This window comes from Microvirga rosea, from assembly GCF_020595095.1.
GTDB lineage: Bacteria > Pseudomonadota > Alphaproteobacteria > Rhizobiales > Beijerinckiaceae > Microvirga > Microvirga rosea.
In genome coordinates this window covers 15,708-41,291 of record NZ_JAJDOP010000022.1, presented here as the reverse complement: position 1 = coordinate 41,291, position 25,584 = coordinate 15,708, and the positions used below count along the sequence as shown (strand labels likewise).

Annotated in this window: 17 protein-coding genes; 4 read left to right on the top strand and 13 right to left on the bottom strand. The window is 53.4% G+C overall.

Translation table 11 applies throughout. The features are described 5' to 3' along the window. Window positions 1-1,170: 1,170 nt before the first annotated feature. From LJD17_RS23325 to LJD17_RS23305, 5 genes are all read right to left on the bottom strand, one after another. A complete protein-coding gene (locus tag LJD17_RS23325) occupies window positions 1,171-3,177 on the bottom strand; it encodes an O-linked N-acetylglucosamine transferase family protein (protein ID WP_227386594.1) in 2,007 nt (668 codons plus the stop codon). 256 nt (window positions 3,178-3,433) lie between these two features. Continuing rightward, window positions 3,434-4,603, bottom strand: a complete 1,170-nt coding sequence (locus LJD17_RS23320) for a flagellin N-terminal helical domain-containing protein (protein ID WP_227386593.1) — start codon at window positions 4,601-4,603, stop codon at window positions 3,434-3,436. Between the two features lie 392 nt (window positions 4,604-4,995). Beyond that, complete coding sequence (locus tag LJD17_RS23315; protein WP_227386592.1) at window positions 4,996-6,234, bottom strand: glycosyltransferase; 1,239 nt, start codon at window positions 6,232-6,234, stop codon at window positions 4,996-4,998. After that, on the bottom strand, window positions 6,231-7,307 hold the full coding sequence (locus LJD17_RS23310; RefSeq protein ID WP_227386591.1) for a radical SAM/SPASM domain-containing protein: 1,077 nt from the start codon (window positions 7,305-7,307) through the stop codon (window positions 6,231-6,233). The genes LJD17_RS23315 and LJD17_RS23310 overlap by 4 nt, the downstream gene beginning before the upstream one ends. Next, window positions 7,304-8,164 carry an NAD-dependent epimerase/dehydratase family protein gene (locus tag LJD17_RS23305; RefSeq protein WP_227386590.1) on the bottom strand — a complete coding sequence of 287 codons (861 nt, stop codon included), beginning with the start codon at window positions 8,162-8,164 and terminating at the stop codon, window positions 7,304-7,306. The genes LJD17_RS23310 and LJD17_RS23305 overlap by 4 nt, the downstream gene beginning before the upstream one ends. A 117-nt stretch (window positions 8,165-8,281) precedes the next feature. Between LJD17_RS23305 and LJD17_RS23300 the strand changes: the two genes are divergently transcribed. Genes LJD17_RS23300 through LJD17_RS23285 form a run of 4 tightly spaced genes read left to right on the top strand, consistent with a single transcriptional unit; the run spans window position 8,282 to window position 12,210 of the window. Continuing rightward, window positions 8,282-9,508 carry an FkbM family methyltransferase gene (locus tag LJD17_RS23300; RefSeq protein ID WP_227386589.1) on the top strand — a complete coding sequence of 409 codons (1,227 nt, stop codon included), beginning with the start codon at window positions 8,282-8,284 and terminating at the stop codon, window positions 9,506-9,508. Beyond that, window positions 9,505-10,587, top strand: a complete 1,083-nt coding sequence (locus LJD17_RS24310; RefSeq protein ID WP_227386588.1) for an FkbM family methyltransferase — start codon at window positions 9,505-9,507, stop codon at window positions 10,585-10,587. Before LJD17_RS23300 ends, LJD17_RS24310 begins: the two co-directional genes overlap by 4 nt. A 24-nt stretch (window positions 10,588-10,611) precedes the next feature. After that, on the top strand, window positions 10,612-11,424 hold the full coding sequence (locus LJD17_RS23290; RefSeq protein WP_227386587.1) for a cephalosporin hydroxylase family protein: 813 nt from the start codon (window positions 10,612-10,614) through the stop codon (window positions 11,422-11,424). A 27-nt stretch (window positions 11,425-11,451) separates the two neighbouring features. Next, window positions 11,452-12,210, top strand: coding sequence for a TylF/MycF family methyltransferase (locus LJD17_RS23285; RefSeq protein ID WP_227386586.1), 759 nt, complete (start codon window positions 11,452-11,454; stop codon window positions 12,208-12,210). A 78-nt stretch (window positions 12,211-12,288) separates the two neighbouring features. Here LJD17_RS23285 and LJD17_RS23280 read toward each other — a convergent pair whose 3' ends face one another. The 8 genes from LJD17_RS23280 to LJD17_RS23245 all read right to left on the bottom strand — a co-directional run bounded on the left by LJD17_RS23280 (window position 12,289) and on the right by LJD17_RS23245 (window position 25,408). Continuing rightward, a complete protein-coding gene (locus tag LJD17_RS23280; RefSeq protein ID WP_227386585.1) occupies window positions 12,289-13,533 on the bottom strand; it encodes a glycosyltransferase family 2 protein in 1,245 nt (414 codons plus the stop codon). Window positions 13,534-13,619: 86 nt separating this feature from the next. Further along, the gene (locus LJD17_RS23275) at window positions 13,620-14,237 is read right to left on the bottom strand and encodes a dTDP-4-dehydrorhamnose 3,5-epimerase family protein (RefSeq protein ID WP_227386584.1); all 618 of its coding nucleotides are present in this window, start codon (window positions 14,235-14,237) and stop codon (window positions 13,620-13,622) included. After that, window positions 14,234-15,469 carry a class I SAM-dependent methyltransferase gene (locus LJD17_RS23270; protein WP_227386583.1) on the bottom strand — a complete coding sequence of 412 codons (1,236 nt, stop codon included), beginning with the start codon at window positions 15,467-15,469 and terminating at the stop codon, window positions 14,234-14,236. Before LJD17_RS23270 ends, LJD17_RS23275 begins: the two co-directional genes overlap by 4 nt. Then, entirely contained in the window at window positions 15,466-16,527 is a 1,062-nt protein-coding gene (gene rfbG / locus LJD17_RS23265) for a CDP-glucose 4,6-dehydratase (protein WP_227386596.1), read from the bottom strand. Before rfbG ends, LJD17_RS23270 begins: the two co-directional genes overlap by 4 nt. After that, a complete protein-coding gene (gene rfbF, locus LJD17_RS23260; protein ID WP_227386582.1) occupies window positions 16,518-17,291 on the bottom strand; it encodes a glucose-1-phosphate cytidylyltransferase in 774 nt (257 codons plus the stop codon). The genes rfbG and rfbF overlap by 10 nt, the downstream gene beginning before the upstream one ends. Before the next feature lie 282 nt (window positions 17,292-17,573). Next, window positions 17,574-18,446, bottom strand: coding sequence for a hypothetical protein (locus LJD17_RS23255; protein WP_227386581.1), 873 nt, complete (start codon window positions 18,444-18,446; stop codon window positions 17,574-17,576). Between the two features lie 409 nt (window positions 18,447-18,855). Next, window positions 18,856-20,028, bottom strand: a complete 1,173-nt coding sequence (locus LJD17_RS23250; protein WP_227386580.1) for a flagellin N-terminal helical domain-containing protein — start codon at window positions 20,026-20,028, stop codon at window positions 18,856-18,858. Window positions 20,029-21,037: 1,009 nt separating this feature from the next. Then, window positions 21,038-25,408, bottom strand: a complete 4,371-nt coding sequence (locus LJD17_RS23245; RefSeq protein WP_227386579.1) for a beta strand repeat-containing protein — start codon at window positions 25,406-25,408, stop codon at window positions 21,038-21,040. Between the last annotated feature and the right edge of the window lie 176 nt (window positions 25,409-25,584).

Here is a 25,584-nt window from a genome sequence, read left to right as displayed (position 1 = left end):
CCAGAATGTTGACCACCGCGGAAAACACCGCGACGCCAATGAATGAAGGGCTGCAAGCTTTCAGAGCGTCATAAACCTCTGTGCTTTCTTCCCGTTGCCTTTTCGATGCCTGCGTCATCTCTCGTCCTGATGTATCTATGAACATGATCACACACGGGCGGCGTGATTGGGACGGACATCTAGGTCGGTGTACTGGCTATCGGCCCAGGAGGATGCCGCACTCAGATCCAGCCTGATGACAGCATCGAGAGATGAGTGGAGCCAAGCGGAGAACTGGAACAGTTCGAATGCACTCCGATCCCGCTCCAGAGGGGAAGGCCCCATTTCTATCTGCTGGTTCGTAGCCTCTGAGACACTGATAGAAGTCGCAATGAGGCGCCTATAGATACTGTGGCGTTTAGGGGCCTTCGGGACAACGGCACGATTATCGTGCTTTGGAATGAAAACTGCGCCTGTGATCATCTGCCACCTCCACCTAAAACATGGCCCTGCGCAAAGCTGGCGCGTTTAGTTTGAAGCACTTTATCCAGCACATTTCGGATGCCGATATGGTAGGCGCCGACCGCATACCCCCTCAAGGCGGGACCAGCCGCCCAGGAAACTATCTTTTTCTATATGGCTTGAGTAGTCCCAAATTGAACTATGGTCACTAGAACCAAGACTTCACCCTAAACTTCAAGGTGGATTGCCAACGCACATCGCGGGAGCAGACTCTTCTTCCAATGGTACCTTTAGGTGAGAAAGCGCTAGCACCAGGCTCGCCGTGGCTCCTGGAACGCATACACGTTCCGCATCCCATGCCCTGAGGCGTCAGTCAGGGCTGCTTCTCGGCGGCACTTTCTGCAACAACGGTTTGTTGAGGCTGAAGCTCGCTGTCAACTTGTTGAGCCACACAATCTCCTCGACGAGCTGCCTGAGCCTTCGCATCTAGAGTGCGGAGAGCAGGCACCCTACTCCGTTCAACGGTAAACATATGCTCCAAGGTGCTGCCCGCCGCATCAGGTCGTCCGGCGGTGGTGCAGGTCCACCTGACTTATGAATACAATGATTTAGTCGATCATAGAGCGCAGATCGTATCCTGCGAATACTTAAACTCTTTTCTTGACAAGAGAATTGTGGATCAACTGATACAGCGGCCGGACCACTCCACTTGGCTCGCCTCAACAACCCCTACAATTTCTCCTTCACCATATGTACGTACGCCTCTTCTAAATCAGTTGTATAGGTTTTCGTATCGAACAGCGGCATCGAAAGCCGTGTTTCGATAAGTTGTTTCTTGATACGATCCAGGCGTGGTTTATCACCTGCGAGCGAGCGCGCAAGTAACTCGTAGTCTTCGAGAGATTGTGTAATCAACTCAGACAAGCCCATCGCCGTGAGCAAGCTTGCCGCAACTCGCCCAGGGAATTCGCCTCCCATGCATGTCAAAACAGGGAGCCCGGCCCAAAGCGCGTCACTTGCAGTAGTATGCGCATTGTATGGCAACGTATCCAAGAAAAGGTCAGCAAGGTGGTGGCGTGCGAGGTGATCTGGCACAGACACTTTCGGTGCGAAAACCAGCCGCCTTGGGTCAATTCCATGGGCAATTGCCTCGCGCCGGAGATTTTCCCGCGGGGCCTCATTGACATCAAGCAGCCAAAGGACGCTTCCCGGGACCGATGCCAACAGCCGCATCCAAGTGCTGAAGAACGTTCGACTTAGTTTGTAGGAGTCATTAAAGCAGCAGAATACAAACGCTTCCTCCGGCAAACCACAATCGCTCCTGGTTGGAGTGTGAGGTGAAATAGCCCTCTTTGTATCGTTCGGTTGGTAAGCATGCGGAAGTTGAACCAACTTTTCCGAATAATAAGGCTGGCAGGAGGCTGGAGTTACAATGGGATCACCAATGACGTAGTCAATGAAGTCGCTCCCCATTGTGCCAGGATAACCAACGAAATTAACCTGAATGGGCGCTGGTCGCATTCCGAGTATGTGGGTCCGCGCCCACCGGGTATGGCCTTTCAGATCTACGAGTATATCAACCTGATCATCGTAGATTTTTTTTGCGGCGTCGTAGTCGCTGAGATCCTGCAAATCGACGAATGTATCGAATGCTCGAACGACCCTCTTGCGAATATCGCTTCCATCGTCAGGGCCAATTGAATACCCAAAGATCTCGAACCTGTCCCGATCGTGAAGTTCAAGTAGCTCCGCAACAAGATAGGTTGTGGCATGGTTAGAATAATCTGCCGATAAATAGCCAACCCGAATGCGTCCAGCGTTCGCCCTAGGGCGCTGACGCGTTGGGGAACAAAAGAGCTGATTCGCGGGTACGTTGAACTGTTTAGACCAGTTGCGGGCGATCTGAAGACGTTCTTCTTCGGAAGTTGGCAGCATCAGCATTGGGAAAGGATGAGGCGGTCGGTTCACTGACTCGTTTCGAATCAGTTGCAGCAAGCGCGCATCATCATTTTCAAGACCGTCCCAATCACACAAATATCGACGACGAATGCATATCTCGACAGCTGCTTTCGTATATGTTCCATCAAGGTCGAGCGCTTTTTTGAACGCATCGAAAGCTTCTGGATAGCTCTTAGCGTTGTAAAGCGCCTCACCGAGGTGATAGAACGCCTCCGCGCTAGTGGGCTCAATCATGACAATCATCTTTCGTGCGATGATTGCCTCGTCGAACTTCTTGAGCTCTTGCAGTAGTCCCGCAATACTTGAAAGGAAAGAAGCGTCCGGCGGGTTCGGATCAACAGCTATTGCCCTATGGTAGGCAGCCAGAGCTTCGTCTTTTCTCCCCTGCTCTGCTAGGACCGTTCCGAGATTTCTGTGGCCGAGCGAGAAATTTGGATCAAGTTGAATGGCCTTGGTGCATGCGGTGAGCGCCGCTTGGTGGTCACCGAGGGCAAGCAGGATTATTCCTAAATTAGTATGCGCAGCAGGCGTTTCCGGACTTAGGTTTATCGCCTTCTGAAGTGGCCCTACGGCATCTGCTGGACGGCCGAGACGGTTACAGACGAGACCGAGGGAATGCCATGCGGACGCATTGTCGGGATCCTCTTTCAGAGCTTGCCGGAATGTGAGTTCAGCATCTTCCAGCTTGCCGGCTCTGAGACAATGTTCTGCTAGGGATACAAGGTCATTTCGGACCTTCGCCCTACTCGCGAGTTGGCGCCTCTGGTGTCGGTTCATTGTTGATATCTGGCTCTGTCCTGTCCTTATCTTTAACTATGAAGACCGGAGCCTGCGCGAGGCTGCCTTAGCGACTACTGGGAGCCTAAGGGTGTCGGCTTGTGAAGACTTAGGAAAGTTGGCCTAGCAACCGCGACCTGCATATCGCAGTCTTTGCAAGTCACATATCTTAGCAATGAGATCGGTCTTAAGAAACAGATAGGCCGCGCTCAACTTGGGCGCGGCCTACCTTTAGTGTTTGCTACTTAACGTACTCTTAGCGGAAGAGCGAGAGAACGTTCTGAGTGTTACCGTTGGCGATGCTGAGCGACTGAACGCCGAGCTGCTGCTGAACCTGCAGAGCCTTAAGGCGGGTCGACTCTTCTTCCATGTCCGCGTCAACCAGCGTGCCGATCGAGCGCTCGTTCGCCTTGATGAGCGATTCGACGAAGGTCGTCTGCGAAGCGATCTGCGACTTGTTCGCACCCAGCGTGGTCGCTGCGTCGGTCATCGCACCCAGAGCCTTGTCCACGGCTGCCACGTAGGCGCGCAGCTTGGAAAGGTCGTTGTTCTGGATGTTCGAGATATCAATCTTGTCGATCGACACCTCGTAGGCCTTGTACGCTCCATCCTCGTCCTTGCCGAGAACGCCCCATTCCTTGTTGAGAATGCCGCCTTCACCGTCCGTCTTGGCCTGAGCGGTCTTGTTCGCCGTGTCGATGGCGGTCGCATAGGTCTGCTTGGCGGTGTTGAAGGTGGTCTGAGCGGTGTCGAGAGCCGTCTTGGCAGCCGCGTCCTTCGAGCTGCTATCCCAGGTCGCCTGAGCAGCATCCCAATCCGCTTCGGCCGTCGTGTAGGCTGCCTTGGCGGCCGAGATGTCGGCGTTCGTGGCAGTGCCGGAAGCAGCCGTGGTCTTCTTGTCGTACAGCTTCGTGTCGTCGACCGAGACCGTGACCGTGTCGACCGAGACTTGGCCATTTTCACGGGTGAACGAGGCAACGATCTTACGATCGGAGACGTAGTTGCCGGCTGCGGAGTCGGTGGAGAGCCAGTTTTCGCCCGACACGACCGAAGCTTCGGAGGTCTGCTTGAGCTCCTTCAGCTTGGCGTCGATTTCGGTCTGGATCTTGGCGCGGTCGACGTTCGGGGACAGAGCCGCAGTCAACTTCGACTGGATGTCCTTCATAATGTCGATCGAGCGGTTCATGCCGTTGAAGGCGGTATCGACCGAGTTAGCACCGAGGCCGAGAGCGTCCTTCACTGCACCGAGCGAGCCGTTGTCGGCGCGGATGGTGGTGGCGATCGACCAGTACGCTGCGTTGTCCGAAGCGTCCGCCACCTTCAGACCGGTGGAGATCCGGCTGCTGGTCTGGTCGAGCTGACCTGCGATGCTTTTCAGCGTCGTCAGGGCGGTCATGGCGGAGGTATTCGTCAGAAGGCTAGACATGTGAGTTGTCCCTAAAATAAGCAACACGTTTTGGCGGGACATACCGGACTTGCACCGGTATAGCAGGATTGCATCATGCAATTGAGCAATGCCAAACCGGCAGAAGCGCTCAACCTGCTATATACCTAAGGACAGGGTTAGGATTGATCCCCTATATGTCCGAGGCACAGCAACAGTGACAAAGAGATCGAGCCTTGTCAATCTCGCCATCAACGCGCGCTTATCTATAGTAAACAAGCTCTTTAAGCAGCTTCTCACGAAATATTCAAAAGTACTTGCTTCCACTCCCAGCTCAATGCAGATGCACCTGACGTACTAAATTCGAGTATATAATTTCGTACCCTTAATCTCTCTCAAGTTTCAAACAGACAAAATCATAATTTGCATCCGACTTAGCTTGCAGCGAAATCGATCAGCGCAGAATCTTCTGGAAGACAATCTACAAAATGAAGGAGCGAACCTTTATTGCGGCTCCGTTGATGATAGTTAATTACTGCGATGTCTTGAATGGGGTCTAATGTCTGGGTTGATAGAAACCAATCTAAGCCCGTCCGCCCTAAAACATCTGAGTAGTCGAGTTGCTGCTTTTCGAATTCCATTGCTTGTTCGTAGTTTCTTTCAAGCGCAAGTGCCGCGAGCTTGGGCGTTCTCGTGCTATTTACGTCCGCAGCAGCGCGCTGGCCGATCTTTGTTAGAAGATCGGGATTGGCCATCATCCAGTCGAGTCTAGCCACGACAGCGTCCAGATCGCTCTCAACAAAGCCCGTCTCACCGTGTCGTACAATCGCCAATTCAGCAGGATTCGACAGGACCAGTGGTACGCATCCGAGCGACATTGCCTCAATTAGAGCATTCTCAGCAGTGCCAAAATGGTTAGGCTGCAGCAGATAAAGAAAGATGTCGGTCGCATCGAGGACTGAGCGCGGATCTTGTGTGTGTCCCATCAGCTGAACGCGGTGCGCTCCGCGCATCTTCGCAACACGAGCAGACACTTCTCCAGAGGAATCCATGTTTCCCCAGACCGACACTTTCAGGTTCTCGTCGCGCGCCCGGTCAACAACGTCAAATAGGAGCGGGCTCATTTTGGAAAAATCAACAGTACCCAAGTATGTTACTGTGGGTACGCCATGATCCGTCCTTGCACGAGGATCAGCAGATTCACCGTATCCAAAGCCGCTATTGACGACATCAAGCCGCGCAAGGACGTCCTTTGAAAGTGACGCGACATTGGGCGCGTTGAGGGAACACTCAGACGTGAACAGAAAGCGATGTGCGGTCTCGATAAGCCGTGACGGAATATACGGCGAACAGATGCCAGAGATATGAGACCAGAATACGGTGCGCATGGCAGGCAGCGGCACGCGACAGAGAAACTCATAAACACGAGGATGATTCCACCACTCGATTTGTACAATGTCAGCTGACTGCGCGCGGTCGAATAATTCCTTCACACCCGGCATCACCCGAATGGCTGCGCCAGCACTCTCGAGTACCTCAACGTACCGGCGGTCGCGCGGCTCCTCAAGGAGAATGTACTCTCGCCGGATGCGCCGAGCCGATGCTGGGTAAATCGCAGAGTGGGCCTTCCCAACTCCTCCGCCGAGATGCGGAGTTATATGGAGAATATTCATTCGGCTGCAGTTGCGTGAGGCATCTTCAAACCGCCGGGAGCCGCAACACTTGGATCTAGAGGAATTATGTTTTGGAACTTCTCCAACAACATCGGACGATGCGCGTCTATATTGTCAGGGAGACAATGGGTTAGCTGCCCACAGTTGCCGCATGTGCTGTTTTCCGAGCGACGTCCTTGAAGATGTTGCAGCCGTAGCGCATTCATGAGCGGCGAGTTCCAGATATCTTTCATCGACTGCTGCCGTACATCTCCAATCACGAGCTTTCGGCCCCAATCCAAAAAGCAAGAGCTGACAAGACCGTCAGCGTTCACGGAGTAGCCATAGAAAATGTAGGGACAGGTGTCCGTAGTGCCGATCTCCTGCTGATAGATACCCTTTTCAATCTTAACGCCTGTGTGCTTCTCAATATCGAATTCAGGCCAGCATGGAGCGAAATTCTCGATGAAAATACGGTCGCAGTAATCTCCAAAGGTGTCGAAGAATTGCTGTCTCTGTTCATGGGTGATTAGCTCGCCCGGGATCTTAATCGCGATCTCAAGATCGCCCTTGTTTGCGTACAGCCACTTAACGTTCTCGACGAACTTAGAAAAATTGAAATTGAAGCCCGTGAACTCCCGATACTGGTCGTTCGTCATTCCGTCCACGGAGATGTTGATTTTATCAAGTCCGGCCTCGATGACTGGGGCCATTCGCTCCGGCGTCAGAAAAGTGCCGTTTGTGGTTGTGTCAATATAGTCGACGACACCGCTCTTCTTCGCGTACGCAACCATGTCTGCCAGACGCTTGTTCAAAAACGGCTCGCCGTCCTTATACAAGCGAAGGACTTTGATGGGCTTTTGAAAGTCTCCAAGGTCATCAACGATCTTCTGGAAGAGTTCGTATTTCATTGCGCCTTGAAAGCGACCAGTCTCAGCGATCATGTCCCGGTGGCCCGTCGGACAGAAGGTGCACTTGAAATTGCAAGAACTTGCTGGATCGACAAAGATAATAAAGGGAGTCTCTAGCGGGATAACCGTTTCTAGCGGCGTGCGATCATGCAGATTGATGCGAGGCTTCAGCTGCGCCTTCATGGTCTTTCTCCGATACCCTTGCTAGAAACAAGGTTGCATATACCCACAACAGCAGCCGGATCAAACGAGTGCCCCACATGGGGCCCGAACTCCAAAAGGTCACGGCGGCCATAGGCGTCGGCAATCTGCTCTGCAAACTGCCGAACGGTTATCGGGATACCTGAGCAGATGTTGATTGCGCCAGGCTGACCAGTTTCCAAAACCTGTGCGATCATCCTTCCGGCGTCAGCGACGTCGAGGAAGTCGCGAATTTGAGCACCATGAGAAAGCTTGGCGATCTGGCCGCTCTCGATCTGCCGACGGACATATGGAAAGAGTCTGTTCGGATGCTCGCCTTCACCATACAAGTAGAATAGTCGGCACCAGGAAAAAACAACGTCAGTATCTCGGAACAATTCCCTCAACATGTAGAAAGTTGACAGTTTGGATGATGCATACAGTGTATTTGGATCAAGCTCAGAGTCCACTGACAAATTACTTGACGGAAGCCGATATTCCATACATGTTCCAAGACCGATAAACTTACCTACTCCGGCGCCAAGCGCGCCCTGTGCCAAGCTTAGACTTCCCGAAACACACGCAATATTCTCCGTGGCACCCAAATATCGCCCTGGTTCCACATACCACGCGGCATGAATAACGGCGTCCGCCCCCTGGCAAATCCTCTCCCACCATTCAGGTTGCTCTGCGAAAAGGTCTTCGCTTTCGACCAACTCAGCTGTGCTTGACTGAGATTCGAGCCGAGCTTTCGCTGCCGGCCGAACTACTAGGCGCACAGATTTACCTGCAGCAACTAAGGCCTTATGGATCTGACGTCCAACGAACCCCGTACCCCCTGTGAGGACGATGATGCTCATGACAAGGCCCGCGAAAGCTTGAGGCTATTAGTTGTGCAGTATCCGGCAGGCATTGCGACTGCTTTCTAAGCTAAAGGCTGAACTTAAATAACGAGACGAATCGCTCGCAGGTATTTAATGACACATGCAGGAGAGCAAATCGCGGATCAACTGAAGCGTGAGGTGCCACACACCACAAGGCATTTTGATCGTCCGCCAACGGCAGATGAAGCCGTAGTTCTGCTATCTCAACTTAATGGTGGAATATGCCGATATGCGCCGAGGCAGGCTCGTAAGCCGCTGGCGATTTATGGCGCCGGCACATTCGGACAACTTGCCATCAGTGTCCTGAGAGCAGCTGAGATCAGCTTAGATCTAGTGGTCGATCGGGCCGCAGACCAACTTCGGCATGATTCACGTTGGGCGGGCGTGACTGTTATGACCCCAGACCAAGTACCGGACGTGGTCAAGGAATCGGCTTTGCTCGGCGTGACCGTCGCAACAAGTCCATTTACACCGATTGAATCTTCGTTGAGGCTCGACGGGTGGACCGATGTCGTACCATTTTATGACATTGCTGAGACTCTGCGATACAAGCACCCTCTGTCGAATGGGTGGTTCGCCGAGAAAATGGGCGCCGACGCCATACGGAAAACAGAAGCAGTTCTCCGCGCTTGGCATGACGACACGTCGCGAGCCCATCATCTCCAGTTCTTGGCTTGGAGGCTTCTAAGAGAGGAGTGGTTCTTCGCGTCCGCGCCTGTTACCCTTGGTAACCGCTACCTCATTCCAGAAGTGCTGAGCTGTCTCAGTGAATGTGAGGTGTTTCTCGACGGCGGCGCTCACCGGGGCGAGGCAATCAGCTCATTTATAGACGCAGTTGGCGGAACCTACAAAGCGATTTACGCGGTTGAACCCGATGCTGATAGTCGAGAGGTATTTCAGGGTCGTTTTCGTGCCGAGGTAGAGGGCAGTCACAGCAAAATCAAGCTTGCTCCCTATGCGCTTGACGCAGTCGAGCGTTCACGGAAGTTCCACTCAGGACTAGGTTACGCATCACAGCTCTCGGATACCGGTCAAGAAGATATGCAGACACGGACGATCGATAGCATGGGGGTCTCTCCGACCTTTCTAAAGCTACATTTGGAGGGGCATGAACTTGCAGCTCTTCAGGGCGGCCTTCAAACGATCCTTTCAAAGCGCCCAATTGTCACTGTCACAACGTATCACAACGAAGATGGGATTTGGCAGATCCCCGACTACATGATGAAGAACCTTCCAAACTATCGCTTTCTAATGCGTCTTCACAGTTGGTGCGGTACCGGCGCGGTCGTATACGGGGTTCCTTTGGAGAGAGCATCGTGACTGTTCCGTCAATGGTGGAGCTAAAGGACGAAGCGCACCGATTACTGAGCGCAGTCCCAGCAGGCTTACTTAGTTCCAAAATGCGTATTGGCATTTATGGCGCCGGATTCCTTGGAACATGGGCCGTAAATTGGCTTAGGCAGAATGGAATTGAACCCGTTGCATGCTTCGATACTAACCCGAGCAAAATTGGGTCGCGCCTCCTCGAAGTGCAGATTCACGGTCCATCTGATCTAGGCGCATTTGCTCTCGACTTCGTGCTCATCACAGCACGTCATGCTGTTCATGCCGTGTCTGCAATCCTTAAAGAGCAGGGCGTCCTCGGAGTATCATTAGACGCGTACTACGTCGCTACGCAGTTCTTCGCATTCGAGAAGGTTCATGACCTTATCTTAAACGACGCACGGTCCCAAGAGACTCTCCGCGCAGTCATGGCCAGCATGCTGCGCGGCCGCACAACTTCTCTAGAAACAGTTTTCGAGCCCAGCCAATATTTCTGTCTGCCTCGGTTCCGAGGCTCCGAACGGGACATCTATATTGATGCCGGCGCCTATGTTGGGGACACCGTCGAGCGATTTCTCTGGGCAAGTGCAGGGAGCTTCGAGAGAATCTATGCCTTTGAACCAGGGCGGCGTCAGTTCGAGGCTCTTACCACACGATGCGCTCGCCTTTCGACGGAATGGGCCGTTGACAGCGATAATATAGTCCTTGAGCCCATGGGTCTATCAGATCAGGCAAGCAGCGCGTCGACCATATCATCCAACACCGACCTACAGAGCTTAGCCCTCTCCCTGGGAAGCGGAGACGTAAACACAGTTGCTCTTGACGACTATCTTATGGGTCGCAGCGTGACCTTCATAAAGGCTGACGTCGAAGGCATGGAAATGCAGCTACTTCACGGCGCTCAGGCGACTATCAAATGCCACACGCCGAAACTCGCAATATGCGTCTATCACCTCCCGTCAGACATCCCACAGATTACCGACTTCGTCCGCCAGCTAGTACCAGACTACCGTTTCGCGCTGAGACATCATTCTCCTCGGCTGATGGAGACGGTTCTTTACTGCTGGAAGGACTAACCATTTCTGAGAAAAGGATACAGTGTGAATCCGTCACTACAATTCCGTGAGCGCGTTGCCCGAAACATTGAGGGGCTCGGCCAAGACAAAGCGTTCCTTGGACTTTCGAGCGTATGGGTCCGAGAAGCAATTCGTCACGAATATGCGCAGAATTTTACTTGGCTAGGGCGGCCAATTATCCAGGTGCCGCAAGATGTCTATGCGATCCAAGAGTTGATTTGGGCGTGTCGTCCTGACCTCGTCATTGAAACGGGTATTGCCCATGGCGGCTCCCTGGTCATGAGCGCGTCAATGCTTGCCCTGCTCGACTACTGTGACGCAGTGGCTACTGGCACGGCTCTCCATCCACAGCACAGTGCGCGCAAAGTCCTTGGCATCGACATCGATATTCGGGCTCACAACAAAGCGGCGATTGAAGAGCATCCCCTCAGCCACAAAATCCAAATGCTTCAGGGGTCGTCAATCGAACCGTCCATCGTCCAGCAAGTTAAAGATATCGCGCGAAATTACCAACGCATCATGGTATTTCTAGATTCCAATCACACCCATGATCACGTTCTCGAAGAATTAGAGCAATATGCTCCGCTTACTTCGGAAGGCTCTTACTGCGTCGTTTGGGACACGGGTGTCGAAGATCTACCGGACCAAATGTGTGCAGACCGTCCCTGGGGGAAAGGCAACAATCCCAAAACAGCGGTATGGGAGTATATGAGGAGACTGTCGGAAGAGGGCAGAACGGCGGCAGATGGTGGACGTCTCAAGTTCGAATACGACAAGACCATTGAGCATAAGATTGTCATCACAGCTTCAGCTGATGGGTTTTTGCGCCGCGTATAGCGATAGAACTGGCTTTAGGAACGTCTAATGACTGACACATTCTTTTATCCTTCTGGTGGAGAGGAAACCTACTACCAGAAGCTCGCCAGCATCACTGAGCGTTGGCCTCATGAGGTGCGCCACTATCTTGATCTCTTCCCAGTATATGCCAGCCGGCGTTCCTTCATACGGCAACTTGCCCACTACGAGCTTTTCAAACTCACAATGGAGTTGCCGGGACATTACGTCGACGTCGGAGTCTACTATGGCAAGTCCTTCTTTAGCTGGCACAAGTATCTCGAGGTCCTGACACCGACGGCCACGCACAAAAAGGTTATCGGGTTCGATAGCTTCGCGGGGTTCCCAAAGTTAGCGGTAGAGGATGGGGACGCAGACGTTAGTATTCAAAAAAGTGTGGGAGGATTAAGCTCAGAGAACTTCCTTGAGGAGTTTGAGACCCTGCTCGCACTCCAGAATAGCGACGGGGTATTGCCTACCGGTCGCGGGATTGTCGTCAAGGGGGATGTCTGTGAGACGCTTCCGAAATGGCTCCTCGACAACCCAGAGGCTCGCATATGTCTGTTGAACTTGGATGTCGATCTCTACGAACCGACGAAAGTTGCACTTGAGGAAGCTTGGGACCGAATTGTGCCAGGCGGCGTACTCATACTAGATGAATACGGAACTTCGAAGTGGCCAGGTGAGGCAAAGGCTTGGGATGAGTTTTCGCGCTCCCGAGGTATCACTGCCCCTCTCAAAAGGTTTCCTTGGGCGAACGCTCCGGGAGCGTACTTGATCAAGCCGTAAAGCTACAATGGCTCTTCAAGGAGCCACTAGCAGTGCCACACAACCTCTTGGCGCGGATGTGTGGCAGTGGTTCACTGCTCACAGCACCGTATTGCGAACAAGATCTTCCTCGCTGAAAACAAGGTTCGGCAGGTAACCTTGCGCCAGGAATGGCGTACGATCTTCTGGATTCGGAACGAAAACCGCGGTTGTCTCGATTGTTGCGGATCCTTTGACCAATCCATCCCCATGCACCTCAATATCAGGGTTAAGGCCAAGCTCCCGCAATAACCCCTCAAGAGAACCGGCATCGTCAACGCCGCTCAAGACAACGCGCTTTAGACCCGCTACCGAGTTTACCTGCCAAGCCAGGTTCTGAACTGCCACCATCAATGGAAGCGTGTCCCGAACCTTCGCCACCTCAGGGTGATCACCCAATCCACCAACGGTGATACGGGTGTAAAGTTCGTATGCCTTTATGAAGTCCTTCTTTGCGATCCAGAACCTGAGCGCCACGGTCATTCGAGTGAGAGTGAAGATCTTGCACATCTGCTCCCAACGGACACGTTGTCCTGACGACATGTCCAAACCCCAGCGCTTGTTCCCTACGTGCAGGAGATACTCCAGTCCTCCCCTATAGCGATCCCACGCCGTCATCACTTCCTCGGCACCGGCCTGGGGCCGTTGATGGGCAACAAGGGAGTTTGTGACTGATCGATAGAAGGGCCTTCTGAGGAACGCGACGGAACCATGGTCGAGGAAGTGCGCGAGATACACAAAGGCCCAAAAACAAAACTCGTAGGGTATTAAGATCGAACGCCAGGCGGAAGAGCGATATATTCCAATCTCAGGAAAGACATGCCTCCCTACAACAAATTCGAACATATCGGAAAATGAGCCGCGCGGAAACTTGCAATCCTGATCGACCGAATAAAAGGGCATAACGTCAACGCCTTGCACTTCGTCATACATATACCATGGGGCATAGCAGGCCGTGACGTCGGGATTAGCGTCTAGATACCGAACAGCCTCCTGCACTGCGTCAGGAATAAGCAAGTCGTCATCCGCCAAGTAGAGGGCATACTCACCGCGCGACTCCCGAAATGCACACGCTAGATTTGGAGCTCCACCACCATTGGTGGCTCTGCGATAATAACGAATTGGAAGCGCCTTGGCGACGAACTCCGCAACGACCTCGGTGGTCTCATCCGTTGAAGCATTGTCCGAGATGATAATCTCGTACGGGAAGTCAAACGCATATGCTTCGCAGTAGGTCAGCGCTTTGCGTAGAAATGGGGCCCGATTGTAGGTCGGTATGCAAATGCTAAGCTTAACGTCGCTCATAGAAAATCCTTCAGTCTTAATCTTGCTATTCCACCGGGGTTCGCTTGAGCGAGGCGTGAGAATGGCGTTTCACTTGAACCGGCAGCTCACGTTACATGAGCACCTAGGGTCGAAGGTTCTTCCTTCGACGAATTGCTTGCGCAGGCGGACGTCCGGTTCTTCCGATGTTTCACTGGAGGCTCGAAGTCCGGATATGTCGCATCTCTCGCGCTAATGACATTCGGACGGATCGGCCAATCAATTGCAAACAGCGGATCGTCCCATCGGACACCCCGCGCCAAGCTCGGATCATGTTCAACCGAGATCTGATAGAAGACTTCGCAGTCGTCCTCAAGCGTTATAAAGCCGTGGGCGCAGCCGGGTGGAATATAGATTGCGTTGGCTTTTCTTGCATCGAGCTCGACATAACACCACTTCAGATACGATTCAGATCCCGGTCGCAAGTCGACAGCAACATCAAAGATCCTTCCTTTGGTCGCGCGAACGAGCTTTGCTTCCTCAAGAGGGGCAACCTGAAAGTGCATTCCCCGAAGTGTGCCACGACGAGTATTGGATGAAAGGCTGCACTGTGGGAACACGTTCGCGAGCCCTTTCTCGGAAAACGTCTTGGCACAGAATGTGCGTACAAAGCTGCCGCGCTCATCTACATTTGGGCTGGGCTCAACGACGAAGGCTCCGGCAACGGCTGTTTCGAGGAACTTCACGACAAGACAACTGTTCTAGGGACTGCCACCACAAACTTCGCATCCCAGGAACGCACGTGCTGGTTGGAGTGAGTTATCTCACTAGCGAGGTTCCATGGGAGGATTAGAATATAGTCAGGCTTAGTCTGCGCAAAGCGATCGGGTGTGTGCACTGGAATCCTACTACCCGGCAGATGGCGCCCTTGCTTGTATGGATTTCTGTCCACGACGTATTCGATGAGATCGCTTCCGATCCCGCAGAAATTCAGGAGCGTATTACCCTTAGCAGCCGCTCCATAGGCCGCCACAGTTTTCCCACTCTCCTTTGTGCTCTTGAGGAACGACATGAGGTCGTCGCGGACCTGCGCAATATCAGCTTGGAAGTGCGTATAGGTAGCGAGATCAGTGAGCCCGAATTGAGTTTCTTGGTCGCGGAACTTCGCGACGTTGGTAGTAGTGTGATGCGCTGTGCAATCACGTTTGCACGCCATGACACGCAGGCTCCCGCCATGCGTTGACAACTCTTCGATGTCGAAAATTCGGAGGCCATGCTTCTCGAAAATTTTCTCTACGGCGGTCACCGAAAGATAATAGAAATGCTCATGATAGATTGTATCGAACTGACGTTCCTTGATGAGTTTCATCAGATGAGGAAACTCGACTGAAAGAACGCCGTTTGGCTTGAGAATTTTAGCCAGAGATCCGACGAAATCATTTATATCTGGAACATGTGCAAGAACATTGTTCCCAATGAGGAGGTCAGCAAGGACGTTTCGTCTGATCAAGTCGACAGCGCTCGATTGATTGAAGAAGACAGCATCCGTAGGAACACCTGCGTCACGCGCTACCTCGGCGACATTGCGCGCAGGTTCAATCCCCAAGACTGGGATGCCCTTATTCACGAAATGACGCAAAAGGTAGCCATCATTGCTGGCAACTTCAATCACCTGTGACGAAGGCGTAAGGTCAAAGCGGTCGATTGCAGTCAGCGCAAACTGACGAGCATGTTCTACCCAACTGTCGCTATAAGACGAAAAGTAGGCGTATTCGCTAAAAATCGCCTCAGGCTCTACAACTGTCTCTGTTTGTACAAGCCAGCACTCGTTGCAGACGAGGACGCGGAGAGGAAAGAATTGTTCCGCATCTGAGAGCTGATCCGCCGCAATATAAGAGTTCGCCAGCGGGGTCGATCCGAGGTCCGCGAAAACGGATGTAGTTGGCGTGTTGCAGAATCTGCAGCTATGGGCCTTCATGCTAGGTTTCCGTATCTGGCAATTTGCTGGAGCGTGAATTCCCGCATGTCATGTCCCTCGCGGTTCGCAAGGTACCATTCTGCGGTCCACTCGACCGTCTGTTCGAGCGTGAGACGTGGCTGCCACCCAATGGAGTCAGAGGCCAGCTGTGAGTTCAATGTGAGCAATGTCGCTTCGCGGGGATGGGCGCCGACGTCCTGTTCTGAGGTAGCTTCAAGGCCCAGCATTTTTTGGAACGCAGTGGTGAGTGTCGAGACAGACACGGCGTTGCGTCTTGAAGGTCCAAAATTCAAGCTATTTGGAACTGCGCCAGGACGACTCTCTGCAAGCGCCTGGATATACCTGAGGTATCCCGACAGCGGCTCAAGAACATGCTGCCAAGGTCGAGTGGCGTGAGGAAAGCGCAAAAGGATAGTGTCACCCTTGGCGGAGGCCCGCACAATATCTGGCACCAGCCTTTCTTCTGCCCAATCCCCTCCCCCGATCACATTCCCCGCACGCGCTGTCACAAGCTTGATCTGCGTGTCGCGAAAGAAGGCATCTCGATAGCTGTCGCAAATTAGCTCTGTACACGCCTTGGAGGTACTGTACGGATCTTTACCACCAAGCCTGTCTCCTTCCGAGAAGTGACGCCCGCTTTCATCATTGGCGTACACTTTGTCGGATGTAACAACTAGAACAGCCTTGACTGAGGATGACTTTCTGACGGCTTCGAGGAGATTGACGGTACCGAGCACGTTGCTCGTGTATGTTTCGATCGGGTCAGAATAGGATCGTCGGACGAGAGCCTGCGCAGCCATATGAATCACTATTTCCGGCTGCGCTGCGTCCAGATGACGACTTAAGGTCACCGCATCCCGAATGTCTGCAAAGTGATGACTACCACCTCGTGGAAGGTCGAATTTCTCATATAATGGGTATGAGGAGTCAGGAGGTAGCGACACAGTGTATTGGTCTGCACCAAGACTCTCAAGCCAGAGTGAGAGCCAAGCTCCCTTGAACCCTGTAGCTCCGGTCATGAAGACCCGACGCGCTTTCCAGTAGCGATCTAGTCCCAAATCTTCCATGGCGCCCTGCCGGAGTTCCAGAGTTCCTCAAGCATCATCCGGTCGCGGAGAGTGTCCATCGGCTGCCAAAAGCCGTCGTGCTTGAACGCCGCCAGCTGCTTGGATGATGCGAGCCCTTCAAGTGGGCCCGTTTCCCAAACTGTATCGTCCCCCTCAATCAAATCTAAGACCGAGGGATCCAATACAAAAAATCCACCGTTGACGCGCTGCCCATCACCTCTAGGTTTCTCAATGAACGCGCTCACTCTGTAGTCATCGATAGTGGCCGCTCCGAAGCGGCCTGGGGGCATCACAGCGCACATCGTAGCCTTCAGGCCGTGTTGCTTGTGAAACGCGATTTCTGCTGCGATGTCGATATCGCCGACGCCGTCACCATACGTTAGGCAAAACGGCTCGTCTGGATCTAGATAGCTTCGCACACGTCCAAGGCGACCACCCGTCATTGAGTGCAGGCCCGTGTCGACGACTGTTACCCGCCAGCTCGGCCGCTTCCCCACATGATGGGTGATCGAACCTGTAGCGAGATCAATCGTGACGTCGCTATGATGTAGAACGAGGTTCACGAAGTACTCTTTGAGCATATAGCCTTTGTAACCGGCACAGACTATGAAATCGGTCAGTCCGTGCGCAGCGTAGATATTCATGATGTGCCAAAGAATAGGCTTCTCGCCGATCTCTACGAGCGGCTTGGGTCGGACTCCTGTTTCCTCAGCTAGGCGCGAGCCCAGTCCACCCGCAAGAATTACGACCTTCATTTTGGAAGAGCACCATCTTGGAATTCAAGGCGCCGCCATTAACACTCGCATCACGCTAACGGGTCTGACTTATTTAGTACAGCGACGGTGATTACTGATGAGATGGAGACTACTTCCAACCTAAGAGAGCAACCTTGCGCGGGGCTGAGCCGGCAACGGGTTGCGATCGCAGAACAGCTGTTCGCTCATGCCAGGACATGATCTAGCGCTCTATCAGCTAAACTTGCTGTGTTGAGCAGTGGACCAAATGTCGGGGACAACCAATTCTGTTTGGTCGATGCACTATATGGAGAGAAAATTCCGGATGATCATGCGATGGTCTCCATATAGTTGTACGCGATCAATGTCGGAGAATTGCACCCAATGCGGATCTGCGTCGGCATTGGAACCATTGATGGTGAACCTTGTCTTCCCTCGTGGAAACTGGACCAAGAATGCCTGGGATATGAATCTGCCCCGACCATCCCGATCCGCATCGTCGAAGTACGCTGATCGAGCAACGTATCGACTAAGAATGCCCTCAGGAATTGGGCCACGCTGGTCCGCGACCTCCGTTTGCCTTTGAAGAGCCCGTATAGCAGTTGTTTTGAGGCTCTCTTTGGATATCGCAGGGGCGCCGGGAAGCTCGTAGAGACCCCGGCCAGGCCACGAGCGCTTTTTGATCAGGAGGACGGCCCCCGCCTGCTCACAAACCGTATTGACAGTTAAAGCAGGCGACGCGTTGAGTGCGAGTTCCTCGCTCTCTCGAAATTCTTGTAGCGCTTTCGCGTCTTCACGCAACCAGCGGAAACGGGCCGATTTCATGTGCTCATGAAGCAAGGGTTCTACAGCCTTAGGGCACGCTAAGATGAAATCTTCAGGTTTTTCTGCGAGGTATGAGATGCGCAGCTTCGATGCACTGGGAAGTTCTGCAAGGCCTGGAACTCTCACACTGTGGCTTGCCCAATCAGGAAACCGGTGCGTGTAGGTTGATAGAGTTCCATCTACGTCGCCCAGAAGGCCAACTTTCGTCGCACCGCCGATATCTGAAAGGACTTGGTCCACATGAGCTTGCACAGCTCTTTCCCAGAAGTGATCGAGATAAAATTCGTCTTCTAGTGCGCGCACTATCAGCCGACCAGTCTCCATTTCCTTTGGAAACGCGGAGCGGAGCATCTCTGTGCGCTCGTGAGCTGTGAAGAGATTGAGATGTGCTGAAGGTGCTAGCGCTTTCCCTCTGAGCAGCACGAGAACGTTTCGCGACAATTCTAGGCCGCGCCGTATCATTGATGCAGCTGCTATATCGAGAGGTTGCAGCCATGATATTGTAACCAAAAGATCACGTGAGGCAGACATAAATACCTCTTAGAGCTCGGCTGGCAATGCTAATGGAAATTTGCTTTTGGCCGAGCTATGACTGAATTGGGCGGAGTTATAGCGATCACTTCAGCGTGTTGGTGCACCCTGCTGAACAAGATCTGTTTGCAATAGATCTGTCCCAACGTGGGACAGGTTGTTTCTTCCGAATATAAATAGAACCACGCTTCGTACGAAGCGTGGTTCTCTGTTCCTTATATAATCGCGCTTAGCCCTGGAAGAGCGAGAGGATGCTCTGCGTGCTGCCGTTGGCAATGCTGAGGGCTTGAACGCCGAGCTGCTGCTGAACCTGCAGAGCCTTAAGGCGGGTCGACTCTTCTTCCATGTCCGCGTCAACCAGCGTGCCGATCGAGCGCTCGTTCGCCTTGATGAGCGATTCGACGAAGGTCGTCTGCGAAGCGATCTGCGACTTGTTCGCACCCAGCGTGGTCGCTGCGTCGGTCATCGCACCCAGAGCCTTGTCCACGGCTGCCACGTAGGCGCGCAGCTTGGAAAGGTCCTGGTTCTGGATGTTCGAGATATCAATCTTGTCGATCGACACCTCGTAGGCCTTGTAGGCTCCATCCTCGTCCTTGCCGAGAACGCCCCATTCCTTGTTGAGAATGCCGCCTTCACCGTCGATCTTGGCCTGAGCGGTCTTGTTCGCCGTGTCGATGGCGGTCGCATAGGTCTGCTTGGCGGTGTTGAAGGTGGTCTGAGCGGTGTCGAGAGCCGTCTTGGCAGCCGCGTCCTTAGCACTGCGGTCCCAAGTCGACTGAGCAGCATCCCAATCCGCTTCGGCCGTCGTGTAGGCTGCCTTGGCGGCCGAGATGTCGGCGTTCGTGGCAGTGCCGGAAGCAGCCGTGGTGGTCTTGTCGTACAGCTTCGTGTCGTTGACGGAAATCGTCACCGTGTCGACTGTGATGTTGCCGTCGATACGGGTGAACGAAGCCACAACCTTACGATCGGAAACGTAGTTGCCCGCCGAGGAATCGGTGGAGAGCCAGTTTTCGCCCGACACGACCGAAGCGTCGGAGGTCTGCTTGAGCTCCTTCAGCTTGGCGTCAATTTCGGTCTGGATCTTGGCGCGGTCGACGTTCGGAGACATCGCGGCCGTGAGCTTAGCCTGGATGTCCTTCATCAGCTCGATCGAGCGGTTCATGCCGTTGAAGGCGGTGTCGACCGAAGCGGCGCCAAGGCCGAGAGCGTCCTTCACTGCACCGAGCGAGCCGTTGTCGGCGCGGATGGTGGTGGCGATCGACCAGTACGCTGCGTTGTCCGAAGCGTCATTCACCTTCAGACCGGTGGAGATCCGGCTGCTGGTCTGGTCGAGCTGACCTGCGATGCTTTTCAGCGTCGTCAGGGCGGTCATGGCGGAGGTGTTTGTCAGAAGGCTAGACATGGGCTGTCCCTTTGAGTGAGCAAGTTTTGCGGGACAGACCTAAGCATTGGTCATCCCATTGATTTCAAAATTGAGGGACATACCGGACTTGCACCGGTATAGCAGGATTGCATCATGCAATTGAGTTACTGGTCTTTTGGACTGTGATCTCAACCTGCTATTTGGCTCCTTGTACAATCGGAAGCTTGCGCGAAGCTGTGCTATTCGCTGTTGCGTTGTTGTACGGACGACTAGATTGGTAATCGGGGCAGGAAGCACAGCAGCTTGGTTGCTCTTGCAACAGAAGTCTTCCATTGCGGACGACCTACCATCTCGTCATATCACCACATCACAAAAGGCGGTGCCGCACGGCCTACCTTCATCTTCGCTGTTCCACTGAATCCGGAACGGTGAAAAGTTCCAGTCGTGTCGAGTACTCTCTTGGAGGCCAAGTAAACAACTGCGGCTCAGGCCCGGCCTCCTCTGAACGCGCGGTGTGGCGCGACTACGTCCCACATCTGCGCAATTGCTGCAGATCTGCTGGCCTTGCAGAAGATTCTCGGTCGTGCCGTCATCGAGACGATCTGCCGAACCTGTTTCGATAGCCATCGCCGGAAAGTAAGCGATCTGCACCGCTCAACGCAGAGCGGTCTCCTAAGCAAGTGCCATCGCCTATTACCCCAGATCATCGCTCATGCCTTTTGGCTGCACCTCTGGCGCCCTAAAAGCCTGCTTATTCTTGGGCAGATATCTACTGAAATGTAAGATTATTTTCCTTAATTGGACGGCGTGTAGTGGCCTTAAGTTAAAGATCGATCGGCCTCAGCGCCATAGAAGTCGGAAATCACTAAGGGGTGTTCCAGTATGGATGGTTGCTGGCCCAGCTGCAGCAGTGCATCCAACTGGAGTTACGGTGATACCGCCAGCTTCTCTGGCCCGATTGTCAATCCTTCAAATCCCAAGGGCCTCATCGAGGCCGTACTTGGCCGGATGCCTGTTATCAAGACTCCGGCCACATAGCTAAGTTCGGCTACGCTGTGAAGCGGAAGTCATCTGCGGAAAGGGAGGCTTGCAGGACGCCTTTCAAGAGAATCGAGTTTCCATCATCGAATGAAAGGACTGTGGCCCCTGCAGTTTCAGTCATTCGGCCAATCAGATCGGCAAAGCTTGTAATGCCGCTTAGGCCACCCAACTCTATCACGTCGCCTGAGCTGACAGAGAAGTCCTCGATGGTATCGCTTCCAAAGCCTGTGCGGAAAACGAAGGCGTCCGCCCCGGCCCCTCCAAACAGAAAGTCGTTCCCGGCGCCTCCCGTCAAGCGATCGGCTCCCCCACCGCCTGATAGAACGTTGCTACCAACGTCTCCTGTTATTGTATCAGCGAAATTGCCTCCCGTGACATTCTCGAATCCGCTCAGTGTGTCGCCTTGCGCGTCGCCACCAGTCTGGGCGGCAAGACTGAGATTTACTGTCACTGCCGCGGTACTGGACGCATATGAGACTGTGTCTGAGCCTCCACCGCCTGTGAGGACGTCTGCTCCGGCTCCGCCCGAGATAACATCATCCCCAGCGCTACCAAAGATTGTGTCATTCCCTGTGCCACCCAGAATCTCGCTAATGCCGGTGACCAGGACGGTCGAGAAATCGAGGCTATCGTTCCCGGTACTTCCTGATATGGAGACGTTAGAGAAGCCGCCGCTGGAGATTTCTTCTACCGCTCCCACCGCGGTCAAACCAATAACCGTGTTGGCCGCCGCCGCCTTGACAACATCGTAACCAGAGCCACCATTAATATTGTCGAAGCCGTTGGTAGAGCCTGCTACTAAGAAGACATCGTCCCCGGCGCCGCCATCGAGCCGATCATTCCCAGCGTCTCCCGAAATAGTGTCGGCCTGGCTCGTTCCAGTAATCGTATCATTCCCAGCGCCTCCATTGATCTGGCCGATGCCATCCAGGGTGATGGTACTGAAGTTCAATGTGTCGGCAGTATTGCCGCCAGAAATAATGACACTGGCGTAGCCGTTTGCCTGTATCGCCTCGACCCCTAGAAGGCTCCTAATCCCAATAACCGTGTTATCAGCAGTGGCTCGGATCACATCGTAACCGTCGCCACCGTTGAAAAAATCGAACCCATCCGATGAGCCTGACATCAGGAAAACGTCGTCGCCAGCGTCTCCGTTCAGAAAATCGTCATCGAGACCACCGACCAATGTGTCTGAGCCGCCTCCTCCGCTGATAGAGTCCGTCCCAGATTGTCCGAGGACTACGTCGTTGCTGACTGCGCCAATGATAGTGTCGTTTCCGGCTCCGCCATCAATTTGTGCAATCCCTGTCAGAACGACAGTCGAAAAGTCTAAGTTGTCCTTACCGGAGCTTCCGGAAATCATGACATTGGCGAAACCGTCGGCACTGATTTCTTCAAGCGTTGAGATGCCTTTCAGGCCAATAACGGTATTGTCTGAAACTGCCTTAAGAATGTCATGGCCGGCACCGCCTTGCACAATGTCATAACCGTCAGCATTCCCTGACACTAGAAAGATATCATTCCCGAGATCGCCGTTGAGACTGTCATCTCCGGCTCCCCCTGATATCGTGTCATTTGTCGCACTTCCAATAATTGCATCATTGCCGGCGCCCCCATCAATCTCGCTGATGCCGGATAGGGTCACGCCGGTGAAGTTTAGGGTATCAGCACCTGAACTTCCCTGGATTATGACGTTGCTATAGCCTGAGGCACTAATTTCCTCAATTCCGGTGAGGCCACGGAGCCCAATCGCCGAGTTGCTCGCAGTCGCTCTGATGGCGTCAAACCCGATACCGCCGGTAACATAATCGTATCCCTCGGCCGCGTCCGAATAGAATACATCGTCGCCAGCGTCGCCATACAACCAGTCATCACCGGATCCACCGATGATGGTATCGTTGCCTAAGCCGCCACTCAAGGAGTCGACCCCAGCATCGCCAAAAAGGGTATCACTTGCCGCACTTCCAGTGATTGTATCGTTCCCATCCCCACCACTTATGTGAGAGATGCCTGTTAGCGTGGTGGACGAGAAATTCAGCACGTCCGCTCCACCACTTCCCTGGACCGAGACGTTTGCGAACCCATTCGACGAAATCTCCTCGACTGCGACGCCTTTCAACCCGATGGCCGTGTTATCGACCATAGCCATAATGGTATCCGTTCCGATGCCACCCACGACGCTATCGAAGCCATCACTTTGCCCAGTGTAGCGGAAAATGTCATCGCCGCCTCCACCGATCAACGTGTCGTCGCCAGAGTCACCGCTGATGATGTCAGCAACTGCGGTGCCAGTAATGGCGTCGTTTCCAGCACCGCCGCGAATTTGTGTAATGCCGTTCAACGTGACAGAGACGAAGTTCAAGGTGTCGCCGGCATCACTTCCCGAGATTGAGACGTTGGTGTAGCCACCGGAACTGATCTCTGCGATTGAGGTGAAATCGGTGAGTCCAATCACAGTATTGTCAGAGGTTGCTCTTATGGAGTTGTATCCGCCTCCGCCGCTAATTCGATCAAATCCATCTGCGTCGCCGGAAAACAGGAATGTATCGTCTCCAAGACCTCCGTCTAAGAAGTCGTTTCCCTGATCGCCAGAGATAATGTCGTTTGCTGTGCTTCCAGTGATACTATCGTTGCCTCTTCCGGCGCTGATGAGACTGATAGCGGTGAGGGTGATCCCGCTAAACGACAGTAGGTTGCTGTCGTCGCTGCCCTTGATTGTAACTCCCGTGAAACCATCTGCATCAATTCGTTCAATAAGACCGAGACTTGCAAGCCCTATAACTGTATTGTTGGCTGTTGCTCGAATGGTGTCGTTCCCGAAACCGCCATTAATGGCGTCAAACCCGTCCCCAGCGCCGCCAACAAGGAACACGTCATTTCCATTGGCGCCGTTGAGGGTATCATTCCCTGCTCCGCCCAAAATGGTGTCATCGAACTGAGAGCCGTTTATTGAGTCGTCACCTGACGTGCCGTGTATAATGTCACTCCCGTCAAGAACGTTAATTTGGTAGGTAGTTCTACTCGAACTAGAACCGTCGGAAGCGCCAATAACAATTGTATACGCTGTGCGATCCTCATAATTTAGGCGAGATGCGTCGGCGACATATACTGCGCCTGTAACTGGATCTATCGAGAATATCCCATCGGCGCTATTGATCAGATAGTACGTTACAGGAATACTCGAGTCAGGGTCCGATGAGGACGCAGTTATACCGACATAGGTACCATTCGTAGCATTCTCAGAGACTTCATTCGCACTAGCGTCACTATCAACGGGAGCGGTAGGGGACTGATTCAGGACAACGCTTGCGCCTGATTCAAACTGCGCAACCTCAATCCCAATCAGGGTTTCTGTCTCTGTGGCTCCTGTTAACGTGTCTGTCCGTGTGAACTGCCAGGTAAATGGCTTGCCGACCACTTGACTAAGCTGCCACTCACTGGCGTCTCCAGCAAGACGCGCGACGTCAAAGTCGGCGCCTCCATCGAGGGTGTCGTTGCCAATTCCGCCGACAAGTACATCGTTCCCGGCTCCGCCGACAATACTATCGTCGCCATATCCACCGTAGACAGTATCGTTACCGCCACCAGCCAAGACAGTATCATTGCGAGTGGTGGATGTGGGGTCCGTTTGATCAGTGCCAGACAGGTAGATTGTGTCGTCGCCCGTGCCGCCGACAATATGTCTGATGTTCTCAAGCGTCGTCCCGCGAAGGTCCAAGATCGAACCAGCATCATCACCACGAATGTCTGTATTGCCAGCGGTGCTGCCTCGGATAAGCTCAACATTCTGAACTTGCTTCAGGCCAATGCTTTGTTGTGTTGTCCCGATCTGATCGCCGAGTTCGAAGATAATTGTATCAGAACCACCTTGCCCGTCGATTACGTCGAATCCCCCCGTCGCCCCGAAGGAGGTCACATGGAATATGTCATCTCCTTCGCCACCGTACTGGAACCCAGTGCCAAGACCAGACCGAAATTCATCATTTCCGGCATCGCCAAATAGGTTCTCATATCCGGTTCCTCCATAGATCGTATCATTGCCATCGCCCGCGCGAATCCAGTCTGGGGCATTGCTGTCATACGATCCATATCCGTGGATCTCGTCCGCGCTGGAGCTGCCAGTGAGTGAATCCCCACCAGTCGTGCCAGAAATGACGGAAGAAGCGGACAGGCTGTGCGACAGTGCCTCAGCTTCTGTAGACAAAGATCCGTCAGCGATAGCTGGAGAGACAAGGTCGAGTTCGTAATGGCTTTTTGGGGGGGCAATATTTAGTTTCTTCTCGGATGACATAAAAAGGCCCTTCCCTTCAGTCCTGAGCGCTTCGCATTTGGATGTGATTCTTGCTCCATATTGTGACATACTGGACAATGTAGGCAAGGAGTCCTATAATCCGCTGATGGCACAGAGCCCGGCTGTGAATGCTCGCAAAGGATGACCTGAGTTTCGACTTTTGTGCCTCAAAAGAACACGAAGTACTTACTCACCCACTTTGCACAGTGGGGTGTGGAGCAGTTTGCGAGGTGCCCAAATTACTAGAGGCGCGGATCGACAAC

Coding starts and splice junctions, on each gene's coding strand:
- LJD17_RS23325 (WP_227386594.1), bottom strand. CDS start 3,177: ATGAACCGACACCAGAGGCGCCAACTCGCGAGTAGGGCGAAGGTCCGA.
- LJD17_RS23320 (WP_227386593.1), bottom strand. CDS start 4,603: ATGTCTAGCCTTCTGACGAATACCTCCGCCATGACCGCCCTGACGACG.
- LJD17_RS23315 (WP_227386592.1), bottom strand. CDS start 6,234: ATGAATATTCTCCATATAACTCCGCATCTCGGCGGAGGAGTTGGGAAG.
- LJD17_RS23310 (WP_227386591.1), bottom strand. CDS start 7,307: ATGAAGGCGCAGCTGAAGCCTCGCATCAATCTGCATGATCGCACGCCG.
- LJD17_RS23305 (WP_227386590.1), bottom strand. CDS start 8,164: ATGAGCATCATCGTCCTCACAGGGGGTACGGGGTTCGTTGGACGTCAG.
- LJD17_RS23300 (WP_227386589.1), top strand. CDS start 8,282: ATGACACATGCAGGAGAGCAAATCGCGGATCAACTGAAGCGTGAGGTG.
- LJD17_RS23285 (WP_227386586.1), top strand. CDS start 11,452: ATGACTGACACATTCTTTTATCCTTCTGGTGGAGAGGAAACCTACTAC.
- LJD17_RS23280 (WP_227386585.1), bottom strand. CDS start 13,533: ATGAGCGACGTTAAGCTTAGCATTTGCATACCGACCTACAATCGGGCC.
- LJD17_RS23270 (WP_227386583.1), bottom strand. CDS start 15,469: ATGAAGGCCCATAGCTGCAGATTCTGCAACACGCCAACTACATCCGTT.
- rfbF (WP_227386582.1), bottom strand. CDS start 17,291: ATGAAGGTCGTAATTCTTGCGGGTGGACTGGGCTCGCGCCTAGCTGAG.
- LJD17_RS23255 (WP_227386581.1), bottom strand. CDS start 18,446: ATGCTCCGCTCCGCGTTTCCAAAGGAAATGGAGACTGGTCGGCTGATA.
- LJD17_RS23250 (WP_227386580.1), bottom strand. CDS start 20,028: ATGTCTAGCCTTCTGACAAACACCTCCGCCATGACCGCCCTGACGACG.